At 65.6% G+C, this 15,261-nt stretch carries 15 protein-coding genes; 9 read left to right on the top strand and 6 right to left on the bottom strand.

Features of this window, described 5'->3' with window-relative positions; all coding sequences use genetic code 11:
* The first annotated feature begins 78 nt into the window (after window positions 1-78).
* Complete coding sequence (locus MTBSS4_RS17000; RefSeq protein WP_254432621.1) at window positions 79-1,809, top strand: adenylate/guanylate cyclase domain-containing protein; 1,731 nt, start codon at window positions 79-81, stop codon at window positions 1,807-1,809.
* A 7-nt stretch (window positions 1,810-1,816) separates the two neighbouring features.
* Here MTBSS4_RS17000 and MTBSS4_RS16995 read toward each other — a convergent pair whose 3' ends face one another.
* Entirely contained in the window at window positions 1,817-2,218 is a 402-nt protein-coding gene (locus MTBSS4_RS16995) for a DUF1465 family protein (RefSeq protein WP_173984582.1), read from the bottom strand.
* A gap of 217 nt (window positions 2,219-2,435) precedes the next feature.
* Here MTBSS4_RS16995 and MTBSS4_RS16990 point away from each other — a divergent pair, with 217 nt between their 5' ends.
* On the top strand, window positions 2,436-2,630 hold the full coding sequence (locus MTBSS4_RS16990) for a hypothetical protein (RefSeq protein ID WP_173984581.1): 195 nt from the start codon (window positions 2,436-2,438) through the stop codon (window positions 2,628-2,630).
* A 54-nt stretch (window positions 2,631-2,684) separates the two neighbouring features.
* Here MTBSS4_RS16990 and MTBSS4_RS16985 read toward each other — a convergent pair whose 3' ends face one another.
* Complete coding sequence (locus tag MTBSS4_RS16985; RefSeq protein WP_173984580.1) at window positions 2,685-3,533, bottom strand: division plane positioning ATPase MipZ; 849 nt, start codon at window positions 3,531-3,533, stop codon at window positions 2,685-2,687.
* Window positions 3,534-3,657: 124 nt separating this feature from the next.
* Here MTBSS4_RS16985 and MTBSS4_RS16980 point away from each other — a divergent pair, with 124 nt between their 5' ends.
* Together MTBSS4_RS16980 and MTBSS4_RS16975 are read left to right on the top strand one after the other, a co-directional pair.
* Window positions 3,658-5,628 carry a PAS domain S-box protein gene (locus MTBSS4_RS16980; RefSeq protein ID WP_173984579.1) on the top strand — a complete coding sequence of 657 codons (1,971 nt, stop codon included), beginning with the start codon at window positions 3,658-3,660 and terminating at the stop codon, window positions 5,626-5,628.
* A 96-nt stretch (window positions 5,629-5,724) separates the two neighbouring features.
* The gene (locus MTBSS4_RS16975) at window positions 5,725-6,813 is read left to right on the top strand and encodes a TRAP transporter substrate-binding protein (RefSeq protein WP_173984578.1); all 1,089 of its coding nucleotides are present in this window, start codon (window positions 5,725-5,727) and stop codon (window positions 6,811-6,813) included.
* A 55-nt stretch (window positions 6,814-6,868) separates the two neighbouring features.
* Here MTBSS4_RS16975 and MTBSS4_RS16970 read toward each other — a convergent pair whose 3' ends face one another.
* Both MTBSS4_RS16970 and MTBSS4_RS16965 read right to left on the bottom strand, forming a co-directional pair.
* Window positions 6,869-8,344, bottom strand: coding sequence for a TRAP transporter large permease subunit (locus tag MTBSS4_RS16970; RefSeq protein WP_173984577.1), 1,476 nt, complete (start codon window positions 8,342-8,344; stop codon window positions 6,869-6,871).
* Complete coding sequence (locus MTBSS4_RS16965; protein WP_173984576.1) at window positions 8,341-8,904, bottom strand: TRAP transporter small permease subunit; 564 nt, start codon at window positions 8,902-8,904, stop codon at window positions 8,341-8,343. Before MTBSS4_RS16965 ends, MTBSS4_RS16970 begins: the two co-directional genes overlap by 4 nt.
* A gap of 121 nt (window positions 8,905-9,025) precedes the next feature.
* On the opposite strand from MTBSS4_RS16965, the gene MTBSS4_RS16960 reads away from it, so the two are divergent.
* On the top strand, window positions 9,026-10,918 hold the full coding sequence (locus MTBSS4_RS16960; RefSeq protein WP_254432620.1) for a YgiQ family radical SAM protein: 1,893 nt from the start codon (window positions 9,026-9,028) through the stop codon (window positions 10,916-10,918).
* 44 nt (window positions 10,919-10,962) lie between these two features.
* A complete protein-coding gene (locus MTBSS4_RS16955; RefSeq protein WP_173984575.1) occupies window positions 10,963-11,535 on the top strand; it encodes a YqgE/AlgH family protein in 573 nt (190 codons plus the stop codon).
* Between the two features lie 6 nt (window positions 11,536-11,541).
* Here the strand turns inward: MTBSS4_RS16955 and MTBSS4_RS16950 are convergent, their stop codons facing one another.
* A complete protein-coding gene (locus MTBSS4_RS16950; RefSeq protein ID WP_173984616.1) occupies window positions 11,542-12,285 on the bottom strand; it encodes a class I SAM-dependent methyltransferase in 744 nt (247 codons plus the stop codon).
* A gap of 141 nt (window positions 12,286-12,426) precedes the next feature.
* On the opposite strand from MTBSS4_RS16950, the gene thiE reads away from it, so the two are divergent.
* Both thiE and MTBSS4_RS16940 read left to right on the top strand, forming a co-directional pair.
* The gene (thiE, locus tag MTBSS4_RS16945) at window positions 12,427-13,104 is read left to right on the top strand and encodes a thiamine phosphate synthase (RefSeq protein WP_254432619.1); all 678 of its coding nucleotides are present in this window, start codon (window positions 12,427-12,429) and stop codon (window positions 13,102-13,104) included.
* A 1-nt stretch (window position 13,105) separates the two neighbouring features.
* Window positions 13,106-13,687 carry a TIGR00730 family Rossman fold protein gene (locus tag MTBSS4_RS16940; protein WP_173984573.1) on the top strand — a complete coding sequence of 194 codons (582 nt, stop codon included), beginning with the start codon at window positions 13,106-13,108 and terminating at the stop codon, window positions 13,685-13,687.
* A 185-nt stretch (window positions 13,688-13,872) separates the two neighbouring features.
* Here the strand turns inward: MTBSS4_RS16940 and MTBSS4_RS16935 are convergent, their stop codons facing one another.
* On the bottom strand, window positions 13,873-14,964 hold the full coding sequence (locus MTBSS4_RS16935) for an ATP-dependent 6-phosphofructokinase (protein ID WP_173984572.1): 1,092 nt from the start codon (window positions 14,962-14,964) through the stop codon (window positions 13,873-13,875).
* A gap of 90 nt (window positions 14,965-15,054) precedes the next feature.
* On the opposite strand from MTBSS4_RS16935, the gene MTBSS4_RS16930 reads away from it, so the two are divergent.
* Complete coding sequence (locus MTBSS4_RS16930) at window positions 15,055-15,261, top strand: YdcH family protein (RefSeq protein ID WP_173984571.1); 207 nt, start codon at window positions 15,055-15,057, stop codon at window positions 15,259-15,261.

The raw sequence follows: 15,261 nt of genomic DNA, 5'->3' as shown, positions 1-15,261 counted from the left end.
AAACTCAGGTAGTATTGGGCTCATGGCACCATGATCATCGTCCATTTTGAGGTCTACGTCCTTGAAGGCCGAGGCTGGATGCTTCATGCGCGCTTTCCGCGCCTGGAGCGGGACGAGGCTGTCCGCGAGGCCAAGGAACTGGAATCCACGCTGGGCGTGCGGGTCAAGGTCATCCGCGAGACCTACAACACCGACAACAACAATTTCGACGAAGCCGACGTCTACATCAGCGGCCATACCGTCGCCAAGCCCAAGAAGGGCAGTATCGCCGCCGGAGCCGGCGGTGGCGGCGGCGGCGGCGGCGGAACCGGCGGCGGCAAGGCCTCGGGCGGCAAGGGGCGCGGCGGCAAGGCCGTTGCCGCCCGGCGCACGGTTTCCCACGGCGGATCGGGGATCGGCGCCGCCGCCGTCATCCTCCGCCTGACCGTCATCCTTCTGGTGGCGGCCGGACTGGGGCTCGGCGCCCTGCGGGTTCTGCCGGCGATCGTCACCTTTCTCTACGATTTCGGCTTCCGCGTCACCGCCGACGAATACGGACAATTGCTGTTCGTGGTCTTCACCCTGGTCTTCCTGATGACCGGCGTGCCGCTGGGACTGCGCTTCATTCCACGCAACGCCAACCTGGCCATTCGCAAGCCGCAATTCGCCATGAACGCCCGCCCCGTACCAGCGGCCAAGGCCCAGGTGGACGCCAAGCTGAAAAAATCCCTCAACAAGCTGGCCAGTCAGGCCGCCAGCGAACAGATTCCCGACAAATGGGCCGACGACGAACCGGAGGAGCCCTATACCTTCGGCGCGGACGAAGAGGTCCTGCCCGAGATCCTGCCCGGACCGGACGAGGAGCCGCCGCCGCTGACGCCGCCGCCGGCCGAGGCCGAGCCCGCCAAGAAGCCCAAGGGCAAGGGAGGCGCCGCCCAGGAATCCGACAAGGACGTCAGCGCCCGTTTCCTCGATCACGCCATCGAGACGGTGCGCAAGGTGTCGCCGCAACTGGACAAATACAACCGCTTCGCCCTCAACCTCTACATGGCGGGAGCGGTCCAGGGCCTGGCCGCCATCAGGGGGCTGGACCACGACGCCCAGCGCGCCTTGCTGAAAGCCGCCCTGATGAAGCTGGGAACCCCCGCCGACATCGCCGGGGAGTTCCACGACAAGGTGGGCGAATACACGGGGGAGGAACGCTACAAGAAGGTCATCCAGACCGGTCGTTCCGGCATGGAATCCTGGGTGTCCGGCGACGAGGGCACGCCGCAATACGCCCTTCAGGCCTTGATCAAGGACTGGAACAGGCCGGCCACCGAGAAGAAGCCGTCCATCATGACCGTGATGTTCACCGACATGGTGGGATCGACCGACCTTACCCAGGCGCGCGGCGATCTGGCGGCCCAGGAGGTGGTGCGCAAGCACAACGCCATCGTCCGCACCGCGCTCACCCAGTTCGCCGGCCGTGAGGTCAAGCATACCGGCGACGGCATCATGGCCTCGTTCGCTTCCGCCGCCAACGCGGTCGACGCCACCGTCCAGATTCAGCGCCAGGTCGCCATCCACAACGAGAAGCAGCCCAATCTGCCGCTGCATCTGCGCATCGGCCTCAATTCCGGCGAACCCATCCAGGAAGAGGACGACCTGTTCGGCTCCACCGTCCAATTGTCCGCCCGCGTCTGCGCCGCCACCCAGTCCGACCAGACCCTGTGCACCCAGGTGGTCAAGGATCTGTCCGGCACCAAGGGGCTTGCCTTCGTCGATGCCGGCATGCACTCCCTCAAGGGGTTCCGCGACAAGATCCAGTTGTGGGAAGTCAAGTACTGACGAAGACTCAGTGCAGCACCCGCCGCATCATCATCTCCTCCAGCCGCGCCACCCGCACGTACAGCCGGTAGCTGCGGTCCATCAGGCTGCGCAAGCCATTGGGCAAGGCGGAATCCTCGCCGAAACTTTCGTCGAGACATATCTCGCCGCCCGACAGGCGCCACTGGTCCGACAGCGCCTGTTCCTGGGTGATCTCGCCTTCGTGGACCGCGCGCTGGGCCAGCAGCCACGCCATCACCTGCGCCAGCCGCGACGTCACCCGCATGGCCTCGCAGCACATGCGGAGCGACGCCAGGCCATCGGGGTGACGGCGCGGCATCCGGTCGGACCAAGCCAGGTAGTTCCGCGCCTCGACCATCAAATCCAAGGTCTCGTCATAGGTCCGACTGAAATAGACGGGTGGCTGCATCGGTCTGCCCCGCGTGGTCTTCCACGGTTTTAAGGTGACACTTGCGCAACCAGCGTTCAACGGGCGGACGGAAAAATTATATGCTCGGACAACACGCATTGAATATATATCGTAAAATTTTATGCAAATCCGTTCTGTTAACCAGTTCATAGAATAACAATACAAGCCGTGCCAGAATATGATCATCGGTTTATGACAATCTTATGGCTGGTGTATCATGCGCTACGTTATCTCTGAATCCTTCGACAAGAGTGAACTGAACAAGTTCTTCGAGTGGGACATGTTCCCCAAGGTGGGAACCTCGGTCAAGACCCGTAGCGGCAAATGGTACAGCATCAAGGACGTGGGCTGGGTGATCGACCCCTTCGACCATCATCCCGACATCCGGGTTCTGCTGAAGCGCATCCAGTAGGCGGGGGAGACCGGCGCCTCCCTCCCAGCCAGGGGAGGCGCCGGAACGCCGACGTCACCGCCCCGCCGGCGGCCTCAACCGGTCCAGGCGTTCGTTGACCCGGGGCAGCCACAGATTGGCCAGCAGGGCGCAGACCTCGTCCAGGGCGGATTGGTGGGATTTGGTCATCTCCATGCCGATGCAGGCCTGTTCCACGTCCAGCACCGTCAGCCCCCACAGGAACATGTAGCGGTAGATCACCCGCTCGCCGAAGCCCTCGGCCAGCCGGAAACCGAGAACCCGCTGCATCTGCGGAAGCACTTCGGCCATCATCAGCTTGTTGCGGTCCACCAGCGCCGACAGCCGCGAGCGGGTCACCACCCAATCGATGCCGGATTTATGGCGCTTGCGGCGTTCTTGCCGCAATTCCCACACCAGGTTGGCGTAAACGCCGGACCGTTTCAGCTCGCGGCTGACCGGGTCGAGCTGCCCCAGCAGATCCAGGTCGAGCAGGCTGTCGTTGATGGGGGTGATCAGGGTGTCGGCGTGGGTATGGGCGTGACGGGCCAGCGGCGCGTCGGCGCCGGGACAATCGACCACGATGAAATCGGCGGTCTCGCCCAGCCCGGCCAGAACGCCGTCGAAAGCCCGGCATTCCTCGGCCACGGATTCGGACTTGAGGTCGGAGACGGACTGTGACACCGCCCCCAGCACCGGAACCGGCAGCACCACCTTGCTGCGCCCGATCCAATCCTGCCGGTTGGCGATATAACGGCCCAGGGATTGCTGGCGGTGATCCAGGTCGATGCAGCCGACCCGAAACCCCAGCCGCAACAACCCCACCGCCAGATGCATGGCGACGGTGGTCTTGCCCGATCCCCCCTTCTCGTTGCCGATCACCACCACATGGGCGCGTCCCGCCACTGAACCTCCCCCCCTGTCCGGGACCGGGCCATTGCGCCCGCCCCGTCAGCCTATGCTACACTTCAGCGTATGCTACACTATCGCCTCCGGGTAAACCCATCGATCACTTGAAGGCAGGCAGCGCATGATCGTTGCAGGATCGGCCGCCGCCGTCCCGGCGGATGACGTGGACGCCCCTTCGCCGTTTCCGCCGGTATCGCTCGACCTGCTGGCCGATCTCGGCGGGATCGCCTGGCGCCGCCACATGACCGCCGACGGAATCGTCTCCTATCCCTGGATGTCGGCCAACACCGCCGGGATTCTCGGCTACCCCCCCGACCAGATGGCGGTCAACGCCAAGGGAGCGTTGAGCATCGTCCACTGGGCCGACCGCGATGCCCACGTCGCCGCCATCCGGGCCTCGGCGGCGGCGATGGAGCCTTGCGCCGAGCAGTTCCGGGCCATCACCGCCGCCGGCGAGACCCGCTGGTTCCAGGGAACGTCACGGCCGCGTCGGCTGGCCGGCGGGGGAATCGCCTGGGACGGGCTGTGGCTGGACAACACGCCGCGCATGCGGGCCGAAGTCCAGCTCCAGATGCTGATGGACCACGCCGAGGACTGCATCTTCATCCTGGGAGAGGACCGGATCACCTGGAGCAATGCCGCCGCCGAGCGCAATTTCGGCTATCTGGCCGAGGAATTGACGGGGCGGCCGTTCAACGAACTGATCGATCCGCCGCGGCAGCCCGGATTCGACGACGCCGACCTGGCCGCCAACCACGGCGGCAACGCCGAGATCACCGCCCGCCGCCGCGACGGCACCAGCTTTCCGTTCGAGATGACGGTCAGCGAGGTGCGCAGCGACGGCAAACTGTCCCTGATCGTCATCGGCCGCGACATCACCTTGCGCCGGACCGCCGAGAAACGGCTGGAGGAAAGCGAGAAGCGGCTGCGCGTCGCCTTCGCCGCCGCCTCGCTGGGCATCGTCGTCGTCGCCCCGGACGGCACCATCCAGTTCTACAACCCGGCTTTCGAAACCATGGCCGGCAGCGATTACGACACCCTGCTGGGGGTCAGCCTGTTCAGGTTCGTCCCCAATCTCGTCATGCCGCCGCTGTCGGCCCCGCCTCCCCTGGGCCTTTCCTGTTGCGTGGTCTGCCATCCCAACCTTCCCGACGGGGCCGAACGCCACTGGCGCCTGACCATCACCCAGTTTTCCACCGACCTCGACACCGACAGCCACTCGGTCCTGTGCTTCATCGAGGACATCACCGAGGCCACCCAGGCCACCCGGGAACGCCGGCAACTGGAAAGCATGCTGCACGAGGGGCAAAAGCTGGAAGCGCTGGGGCGGCTGGCCGGCGGCATCGCCCACGAACTCAACAACATGCTGGGTCCAATCCTGATGGGGGCCGAGATGGTGGCCCGTTCGGTGGCGCTGGACCGGAAGAACGCCGAACGGGTGCAACGCATCATCGACGCCGCCAAGAACAGCCGGGACATCGTCCGCAATGTCCTCGCCTATTGCCGCAAGGAGCAAAAGGAGGCGGGCGCCATCGATCTGGTGCCGGTGTTCGAATCCTTTGTCGGTCTGGCCACGTCGACCCTTCCCCCGACCATCCGCATCCAGCACGGCCGCAACGTCGACAGGGCCGTCGCCGTCGCCAACGCGGGGCAGATACAGCAGGTCCTGCTCAATCTGGCCAACAACGCCCGCGACGCCATGGATGGGGCCGGCACCCTGGTCCTGGCGCTGAACCAGCTGTCGCCCCTTGAACTTGCCGCCCTGTCCCGGCAGATACATTCGGTCGCCGCCAGCGGCGATGAAGCCGTGGTCAATCCGCTCGCCATCCTCGACCCCGATCGGGAACATGTGGAGATCAAGGTCGGCGATACCGGCAGCGGCATGAGCCGATCCGTCATCGCCAAGATATTCGACCCCTTCTTCACCACCAAGCCGGTGGGCCAGGGAACCGGATTGGGGCTGTCGGTGGTCCAGGGCATCGTCGCCAACATGGGCGGCGCCATCGCCGTCGACAGCGCCATCGGCGCGGGCACAACCTTTCACGTCATCTTGCCGCTGCTGCACCAGGAAGGGGCGGAGACCGGCCCCTGACTCCCCCCTGTCTTGTGGATTGCGCCGTCATCCCCATGCTGTAGGATATTGCGCTCATTGCCGGACCCACCGGCAGGAAACGACAAGGAGACGTCAATGCAGAGACGGAAATTCCTGACGACGGCCGCCGTCGGCGCGGCCGCCACCACCATCGCGGCCCCGGCGATCGCCCAGACCATGCCCGAGGTGAAGTGGCGCCTGGCCTCCAGCTTCCCCAAGAGCCTCGACACCATCTACGGCGGCGCCGAGGTCATGGCCAAGCGGGTGGCCGAGGCCACCGACGGCAAGTTCCAGATTCGCGTCTTCGCCGGCGGCGAGATCGTCCCCGGCCTTCAGGTGCTGGACGCGGTCCAGAACGGCACCGTCGAATGCGGCCACACCGTCAGCTACTACTACATCGGCAAGGACGCCACCTTCGGTTTCGACGCGGCCCTGCCGTTCGGCCTCAACGCCCGCCAGCAGAACGCCTGGCTGTATCACGGCGGCGGTCTCAAGCTGATTCACGAATTCATGAAGACCTACAACGTCATCACCTTTCCCGGCGGCAATACCGGGACCCAGATGGGCGGCTGGTTCCGCAAGGAGATCAAGACCGTCAACGACCTGAAGGGCCTCAAGTACCGCATCGGCGGCTATGCCGGCAAGGTGATGAGCAAGCTTGGCGTCGTGCCGCAGCAGATCGCCGGCGGCGACATCTATCCGGCCCTGGAAAAAGGCACCATCGACGCCGCCGAATGGGTCGGCCCCTATGACGACGAGAAGCTGGGCTTCAACAAGGTGGCGCCCTACTACTACTATCCCGGCTGGTGGGAAGGCGGTCCCAACGTCTCCTTCATGGTCAACCTGGACCAGTGGGCCAAGCTGCCCAAGGCCTATCAGGCGGTCCTGACCGCCGCCTGCGCCGAAGCCAACATCGACATGCTGGCCAAGTACGACGTCTACAATCCGCTGGCCCTGAAGAAGCTGATCGCGTCCGGCACCAAGCTGCGCCCCTTCTCCAAGGACATCATGGTCGCCTGCTACAAGGCCGCCCAGGAAACCTATGCCGAGGAATCGGCCAAGAACCCCACCTTCAAGAAGATGTTCGACAGCTGGACGGCGTTCCAGGCCGACCAGCACGCCTGGTTCCGCGTCGCCGAGGCCGGATTCGACAGCTTCATGCTGCACGGCATCCCCAAGAAGTAATGCCGGCAGGTTCGCGCAAAAGCCCCGGAACCTCGGGTTCCGGGGCTTTTTTCGTCTACTTCTTCTCTTTCTCCTCGTCGTCGCCGTACATGCCGGTCCCGCCGCCATAATCCTCCTGCTGAACCTCGATCTGAATCTTCGAGGCGTCGAACGCCTTGGTCTTGTCCAGTCCGCCGGTGACCATGTTGGGAAAGGCGATGACCAGGCCGACCATGATCACCTGGATCACCACGAACGGCACCGCCCCCCAGTAAATCTGGCCGGTGGTCACCTTGGCGGTCATCTTGTTGGTGATCTTGTCGATGTAGTCCGAGCGCGGCGCCACGCTGCGCAGGTAGAACAGGGCGAAACCGAACGGCGGATGCATGAACGACGTCTGCATGTTCACCGCCAGCAGGACGCCGAACCAGATCAGGTCGATGCCCAGCTTCTCGGCCACCGGCCCCAGCAGCGGCACCAGGATGAAGGCCAGTTCGAAGAAATCAAGAAAGAAGGCCAGCACGAACACCAGCACGTTCACGACGATCAGGAACCCCAGCACCCCGCCAGGCAGGCCGGTCAGCAGATGCTCGACCCACAGGTCGCCGTCAACGCCGCGGAACACCAAGCCGAACACCGTCGATCCCACCAGGATGAACAGCACGAAGGTGGACAGCTTGGCGGTGGTGTCCATCGCCTGCTTCAGCAGGGACCAGCTCAGCTTGCGCTTGCTCAGGGCCAGGATCAGGGCGCCCGACGCCCCCATGGCGCCTCCCTCGGTCGGAGTGGCGATGCCGAGGAAGATGGTGCCCAGCACCAGGAAGATCAGCACCAGCGGCGGCAGCAGGCAGGTGACGGAACGGATGATCAGCGCCATCCCCCGCAGCGAACGCGCCTCCAGCGGCAAGGCCGGCGCCGCCTTGGGATAGATCATGGTCAGCATGAAGATGTAGCCGGCGTAAAGCGCGGTCAGCACGAAACCGGGAATGAAGGCGCCGGCATACATGTCGCCGACCGAGCGGCCCAGTTGGTCGGCCATGATGATCAGGACCAGCGACGGCGGAATGATCTGGGCCAGGGTGCCGGAGGCGGCGATGACGCCGGTGGCGATGCGCCGGTCATAGCCGTAGCGCAGCATGATCGGCAGCGAGATCAGCCCCATGGAGATCACCGAGGCCGCCACCACGCCGGTGGTCGCCGCCAGCAGGGCGCCGACGAACACCACCGCGTAGGCGAGGCCGCCCCGGATGGGACCGAACAACTGGCCGATGGTGTCCAGCAGGTCCTCGGCCATGCCGCTTCGTTCCAGGATCAGCCCCATGAAGGTGAAGAACGGAATGGCCAGCAAGGTGTCGTTGCGCATGATGCCGAACACCCGTTCCGGCAACGCCTGGAACAGCTGGGAATTCAACAACCCCAGTTCCATGCCCAGCAGGCCGAAGATGATGCCGTTGGCGGCCAGGGCGAAGGCGACCGGATAGCCCATCAGCAGGAACACGACCAGGGCGCCGAACATCAGCGGCGCCATGTTGGCGATCAGAAACGCGGTCATGCGGCGTCTCCATCGGCCGAGGTGTGATGATGGTGGCCGTGTTCGCCGGGGTCGGGAATGTCGCCGGTCAGGATGGCGATCTTCTTGATCAGTTCGGACATCCCTTGAATCAGGAGCAGGAGGAAGCCGATGGGGATCAGCAGCTTTACCGGCCATCGCAGCAAGCCGCCGGCATCGCCCGACATCTCTCCTTGCAGGAACGAATTCATGAACATCGGCCAGGACAGCCACATGATCAGGATGATCGCCGGAAACAGGAAGAAGACGGTTCCCAGGATGTCGATCCATATCTGGAGCGGGCGCGACAGGCGGCCGGACACCACGTCGATGCGGATATGCTCGTTGCGCAGCAGGGTATAGCCGGAGCACAGCAGGAACACCGCCGAAAACAGGTACCACTGCACCTCAAGCCAGGCATTGGAACTGGTGTTGAAAAGATAGCGGACCGAGGCGTTGCCGGCGCTGATCACCACCATGACCAGGATCAGCCATCGCACCGCCAGCCCAATACGTTCATTCAGCCCGTCGATCAGCGCACTCAATGACAGAAGCGGCTTCAATTCCCTGCCCTCCCAGAGCTTGGCGCCGCCGTCGCCGGGCGGCCTCCCCCACCGAACTATGGCATAGCCCCCACCCCGTCGCCATTGCGGAAATCCGGCACTTTCGTGGTATGTAAGCGCGATGAGCCAGTCCCGCCCCCCGACCGCCGCCGCGCCGTTCCTGCCCATGTCCCGGGCCGAGATGGACCGGCTCGGCTGGGATGAATGCGACGTGGTGCTGGTGACCGGCGACGCCTATGTGGACCATCCCAGCTTCGGCATGGCCATCGTCGGCCGCCTGCTGGAATCCCGGGGATTGCGCGTCGGCATCATCGCCCAGCCCGACTGGAGCGGGCCGGAACCGTTCCGGGCGCTGGGGCGGCCGCGGCTGTTCTTCGGGGTGACGGCCGGCAACATGGATTCCATGGTCAACCGCTACACCTCGGACCGCCGTATCCGCAGCGACGACAACTACACCCCGGACGGCCAGGGCGGAAAGCGTCCTGACCGCGCCGTCATCGTCTACGCCCAGCGCTGCCGCGAGGCCTACAGGGACGTCCCCGTGGTGCTGGGCGGCATCGAGGCCAGCTTGCGCCGCATCGCCCATTTCGACATCTGGTCGGAAAAGGTGCGCCGCTCGATCCTGCTGGACGCCAAGGCCGACATCTTGCTGTTCGGCAATGCCGAGCGCGCCATCGTCGAGGTCGCCCGTCGCGCCGCCGCCGGCGAATCGATCAAGGGAATGACCGGCCTGCGCGGCACCGCCACAATCCGCGACACGGTGCCCGGAGATTGGGTGGTGGCCGACGGGTCCCATCTGGACCAGGCCAGCCGGGGCGCCCATGGCGACAAGGTGGTGGTGCGGCTGCCCTCGTTCGAGCAGGTCAGGGACGATCCGATCTTCTATGCCCAGGCCTCGCGGGTGCTGCATCAGGAGAGCAATCCGCTGAACGCCCGCGCCCTGACGCAACGCCACGGCGACAAGGAGGTGTGGCTGGAACCGCCGCCCCTGCCGCTCTCCACCGCCGAACTGGACGCCGTCTACGACCTTCCCTTTGCCCGCGCGCCCCATCCGGCCTATGGCGGCGCGAAAATTCCCGCCTGGGAGATGATCCGCTTCTCGGTCAACATCCTGCGCGGCTGTTTCGGCGGCTGTTCGTTCTGCTCGATCACCGAGCACGAGGGCCGCATCATCCAGAGCCGCTCGCCGGCTTCGATCCTGCGCGAGATCGAGGCGATCCGCGACAGGACCAAGGGGTTCACCGGCCAGATTTCCGATCTGGGCGGCCCCACCGCCAACATGTGGCGCCTGGGCTGCCGCGACCCCGCCACCCAGGCGGTGTGTCGGCGGCTGTCTTGCGTCCATCCGGAAATCTGCACCATGCTGAACACCGACCACCAGCCGCTGATCGAACTGTACCGCGCGGCGCGCAAGGTGGACGGAATCGCCCGGATCAGCATCGGCTCGGGCGTCCGCTACGATCTGGCGGTGCGCAGCCCCGCCTATGTGGACGAACTGGTCAGCCACCATGTGGGCGGCTATCTGAAGATCGCCCCCGAGCATACCGAGGAAGAGCCGCTGGCCCGGATGATGAAGCCGGGCATCGAAACCTTCGAACGTTTTCGCGCCCTGTTCGAGGCCTCGGCCGGCAAGGCGGGGCGAAAACTCTATCTCATCCCCTATTTCATCGCCGCCCATCCCGGCACCAGCGACCAGGACATGCTGAACCTCGCCTTGTGGCTGAAGAAGAACGGCTTCAAGCTGGATCAGGTCCAGACCTTCCTGCCGACGCCGATGTCGCTGGCCACCGCCATGTATTACAGCGGCTACGATCCGATGCGGCCGGTACGGCGGGAGTCGGGGCGGGTCTTCACCGCCAGGGGGCTGAAGCAGCGGCGCCTGCACAAGGCCTTCCTGCGCTGGCACGATCCCGAGAACTGGCCGATCCTGCGCGACGCGCTGGTCCGCATGGGCCGCTCCGACCTGATCGGGCCGGGGAGGCAGCATCTGGTTCCCCGGGGAAACCGCAAATAAGCTGCGGACTTGCTTTCCGGACGAAGCCGGCCTATCTCAAGGGTATGCCCATGCAAAAGACCACCGGCTATCTCGCCGGACAAATCCTGATCGCCATGCCCCGGATGGAGGACGAACGGTTCGCCCGAACCGTCGTCTATCTGTGCGCCCACAACGCCGACGGCGCCATGGGCATCGTGGTCAACCGCCTGTTCGGCGGCATCACCTTTCCCCAGCTGCTGGGGCAGCTCGACATTCCCGCCACCCCGGCCTGCGAGCAGATTCGCGTCCATTCCGGCGGGCCGGTGGAAAGCGGGCGCGGCTTCGTGCTGCATTCCGACGACTACGTCCAGGAAAACACCATGATGGTGTCGGGCGGCGTGGCGCTGACCGCCACCGTCGACGTGCTGCGCGCCATCGCCGAGGGCGCCGGCCCCCGCCAGAGCCTGCTGGCCCTGGGCTATGCCGGCTGGGGATCGGGACAGCTGGATTCCGAGATCAGGGAGAATGCCTGGCTCAACGTTCCCGCCGACCCGGACCTGCTGTTCGGCCGCGATCTGGAACACAAGTACGAGCAGGCGATCCACAAGCTGGGAATCGATGTCGGATTGCTGTCGCCCGACGCCGGCCACGCCTGAGCCCCGTCACGGCAGGAAATCACCCCGTCGCGACAGTCCCTCGGCCACCGGCAGATAGCCGCGCCGCCGGACCCTGACCTCGCGCAGCCCGCTGCCGGCATAGATCTGCTTGGCCGCCTCGACGACGAGGACGCCGCCAACCCCCTCGAACCACCGGCGGCCGACCTTCTCCACCGCCGGGGCCGAGCGCAGCAGCATGCGCGAGCCGGTGGGCGGCAGGAACAGCGCCGCCCCCTTGGCCACCGGGGTGAACATGTTGTCGCGCAGCAGGCGGTTCAACTGGCCCATGGTGTAGGGACGGCCGTTGCCGAACGGCGTCCGCTCCAGTCTGGCCCAGATGCCGCGCCGGTTGGGAACCACCACCATCAACCGGCCGCCGTCGGCCAGGACCCGCCAGGCCTCGCGCATCGTGGCGCGGACCTGCTCGGTGGATTCCAGGGCGTGGACCATCAGCAGCCGGTCGATGGATCGATCGGGCAGCGGCAATTCGGTCTCGTCGGCCAGGGTTGTCAGGCCCGGCCCCTCCGCCGGCCAGGGCAGGACTCCCTGACTGGCCGGCATCACCGCGATCACCCGCTCCGCCTCGGGCAGGAACACCCGCAGATAGGGCGGGGCGAATCCCAGCCCCATCACCCGGAGACCGCCGAGATCGGGCCACATCAGGCGTATCTGGTGGCGAATCAGCCGCTGGGCCATCTGCCCCAGGCCGCCGCCGTAGAAATCACGAAGATCGACCACGTCGGTCCACATGGCCGGATAGGCGAGATCGCGGTTCACCGGGACTCCTGCGTCATTGGAGGGGCCATGGTAGCATGGACGCCCCGAATCCAGCCAAGACCGTGTTTAGGGAGCCAGCGGGTATTGCGCCCCGTCCATCATCGTGGTTCAACAGTGATCCAGCTCTTTCCGCGCCCATGGAGGCCCGCCATCTCACGCGATCCCTGCCGTCTCTACCTGATCACGCCGTCTCGCATCGACAAGCCGTTCGAGTGGGTGCGGACCCTGGAGGAAGCGCTGGACGGCGGCGACGTCGCCTGTCTCCAGATCAGGCTGAAGGGCCTGGACGACGACGCCCTTGCCCGGGTGGTCGACGTGCTGCGCCCGGTGGCCCAGCGGCGCGGCGTGGCGGTGCTGCTGAACGACCGTCCCGATCTGGCGTTCGAGACCGGTTGCGACGGCGTCCATATCGGCCAGAGCGATTCCAGCTATGCCGACGCCCGCAAGGCGGTGGGAGCCAACGGCATCGTCGGCGTGACCTGCCACGATTCCCGTCATCTCGCCATGGAAGCCGGCGAGAAGGGCGCCGATTACGTTGCCTTCGGCGCCTTCTTTCCCACCACGACCAAGGAGCCTCAGTTCCATGCCGGTCCGGACCTGCTGGAATGGTGGAGCGAGTTGTTCACCATCCCCTGCGTCGCCATCGGCGGCATCACCACCGAGAATTGCCGGCCGCTGATCGAGGCCGGCGCCGATTTCCTGGCGGTGTCGGGCGGAATCTGGAACCACCCGCAGGGACCGGCGGCAGCGGTCAAGACCTTCAACTGGATATTGTCCGGCGAGCGGGGCTGAGATGCGCCGGGTCTGCGTCTTCTGCGGCTCCAGCTTCGGCAACCGCCCCGAATACGCCGAATCGGCCCGCACCCTCGGCCGCCTGATCGCCGAATCCGGCCTGGAGCTGGTCTATGGCGGCGGCAATGTCGGGCTGATGGGGGTGGTGGCCGATTCCGCCCTCGCCGCCGGCGGCAAGGTCATCGGCGTCATCCCCGAGGCGCTGATGCGCTGGGAGGTCGGCCATCTCGACCTCACCGAATTGCGAGTGGTCGCCAGCATGCACGAACGCAAGGCCACCATGGCCGAACTGTCGGACGGCTTCATCGCCCTGGCCGGCGGCATCGGCACCATGGAAGAGCTGTTCGAGGTGTGGACCTGGGGCCAGTTGGGGCTGCACGCCAAGCCGCTGGCCTTCCTGGACGTGGCCGGCTATTACGCCCACCTGCACGCCTTCCTCGACCACATGACCGCCGAGGGCTTTTTGAAGCCCCGCCACCGCGACATGGTGATGGTCGACGGCGACCCCGCGACCCTGCTCGACCGCATGGGCGGCTACCGCCCCCCGGACACCGTGCGGGTGATCGACCGCGACACCGCCTGACCACCCGGCCATTCGCCTGTGTGATCCGCTTCACAGACGGGGGCATCCTTGCCCCCTACACTGGCGCCTCGCGTTCGATCCCTCCTCTGAACGAACTGGTCTGGGACGAGCCCGAGGGTGAATTTGGGGCACAACCTCTGGGCGGACACCCCCGGCGCCGTGCATGCGCCGGGGGTCTTTCTTTGTCAGCTCCCCATCTCGCCGATATAGATGCCAAGGCCGCGCGCCGTCTGGGCCAGGGTGCCGTAGGGATCGATGGCCCGGGTCAGCCCGGCCACGTCGGAGATGGGAACGTCGGTCACCTGGCCGTGCTGCCACGCCACCATGCGGCCCAGCTTGCCCTGGGCGATCAGGTCGACGGCGTGGATGCCGAAGGCGGAAGCGATGATGCGGTCGCGCATGGACGGCATGCCGCCGCGCTGGACATGGCCCAGAACGGTAACGCGGGTCTCGGCATCCACCATCTCGGACAGGCGGGCCCCCAGATACTGGCCGATGCCGCCATAGCGGTTCTCGCCGCCGGTCTGCACCGTGGTCACCGCCTCGCCGGTCTCGGTCTTACAGCCCTCGGCCACCACCAGCAGGGCATGGTTGCGGCCTTCCCGGCGAACCTCGTCGATCTTGCGGGCGATGCCTTCCAGGGAATAGGGAATCTCGGGGATCAGCACCACGTCGGCGCCGCCGGCGATGCCGGCATTGATGGCGATGTGGCCGACATCGCGCCCCATCACCTCCAGGATCATCACCCGGTGATGGCTGGCGGCGGTGGGAGCCAGACGGTCGATGGCCTCGCCGGCGACGTTCAAGGCGGTGGCGAAGCCGATGGCGTAGTCGGTATGGGCGACGTCGTTGTCGATGGTCTTGGGAATTCCGACCATGGGAATGCCGCCCTTGCGGCACAGATTGTTGAGAATGCGCATGGAGCCGTCGCCGCCGATCACCACCAGCGCCTCGATGCCGAGATCGCGGTAGCCGTCGACGAAGTCCTGCGACCTGTCCTTCTTGGTGCCGTCGGGCATGGGATAGGCGAAGGGGTCGCCCTTGTTGATGGTGCCGAGAATGGTGCCGCCCAGCCGCAGCATGTCGCCGGTCACCAGCGACAGATCGAGTTCGATGTAATCCAGCGGACGTTTCATCAGTCCCAGACTGCCGTCACGGATGCCGAACACCTTCCAGCCGTAATTCCGGATGGCCCGATGGACCACCGCCCGCAAGGCGGCGTTGAGGCCGGCGCAGTCGCCGCCGCTGGTCAGAATGCCTATACGCTTGTCAGCCATGGTCGATTCTCCCGAATTCCCTACCTTACCCATACCGTTTCCCGGCGAGTTCTGCTACCGTCCAGGTCTCGAATAGGTTTCAATCCCGCCATGATCGATGACAATCTCGAAGACGTCCGCCGCCGCCTCGCCGAACTGAAGACCGAGCACCGCGACCTGGACGATGTGATCTCCCGCGTTTCCGACGAGCCCCAGTTCGACCAGATCCGCCTCCAGCGGCTGAAGAAGCGCAAGCTGGCGCTGAAGGACGATATCGCCCGGCTGGAGAACCTGCTGATTCCCGACATCATCGCCTGA

It is taken from the genome of Magnetospirillum sp. SS-4, assembly GCF_902729425.1.
Taxonomy (GTDB): Bacteria; Pseudomonadota; Alphaproteobacteria; order Rhodospirillales; family Magnetospirillaceae; genus Phaeospirillum.
Note: the sequence above shows the minus strand (reverse complement) of the source record. Positions and strands in the feature narration are given on the sequence as shown.

Bases quoted from the DNA above. Each gene is read 5' to 3' on its own strand.
- MTBSS4_RS16935 (WP_173984572.1), bottom strand. From the start codon at position 14,964: ATGGCTGACAAGCGTATAGGCATTCTGACCAGCGGCGGCGACTGCGCC.
- MTBSS4_RS16970 (WP_173984577.1), bottom strand. From the start codon at position 8,344: ATGACCGCGTTTCTGATCGCCAACATGGCGCCGCTGATGTTCGGCGCC.
- MTBSS4_RS16930 (WP_173984571.1), top strand. From the start codon at position 15,055: ATGATCGATGACAATCTCGAAGACGTCCGCCGCCGCCTCGCCGAACTG.
- MTBSS4_RS16950 (WP_173984616.1), bottom strand. From the start codon at position 12,285: ATGTGGACCGACGTGGTCGATCTTCGTGATTTCTACGGCGGCGGCCTG.
- MTBSS4_RS16940 (WP_173984573.1), top strand. From the start codon at position 13,106: ATGCGCCGGGTCTGCGTCTTCTGCGGCTCCAGCTTCGGCAACCGCCCC.
- MTBSS4_RS16980 (WP_173984579.1), top strand. From the start codon at position 3,658: ATGATCGTTGCAGGATCGGCCGCCGCCGTCCCGGCGGATGACGTGGAC.
- MTBSS4_RS16975 (WP_173984578.1), top strand. From the start codon at position 5,725: ATGCAGAGACGGAAATTCCTGACGACGGCCGCCGTCGGCGCGGCCGCC.
- MTBSS4_RS16960 (WP_254432620.1), top strand. From the start codon at position 9,026: ATGAGCCAGTCCCGCCCCCCGACCGCCGCCGCGCCGTTCCTGCCCATG.
- MTBSS4_RS16990 (WP_173984581.1), top strand. From the start codon at position 2,436: ATGCGCTACGTTATCTCTGAATCCTTCGACAAGAGTGAACTGAACAAG.
- MTBSS4_RS16955 (WP_173984575.1), top strand. From the start codon at position 10,963: ATGCCCATGCAAAAGACCACCGGCTATCTCGCCGGACAAATCCTGATC.
- MTBSS4_RS16995 (WP_173984582.1), bottom strand. From the start codon at position 2,218: ATGCAGCCACCCGTCTATTTCAGTCGGACCTATGACGAGACCTTGGAT.
- MTBSS4_RS17000 (WP_254432621.1), top strand. From the start codon at position 79: ATGCTTCATGCGCGCTTTCCGCGCCTGGAGCGGGACGAGGCTGTCCGC.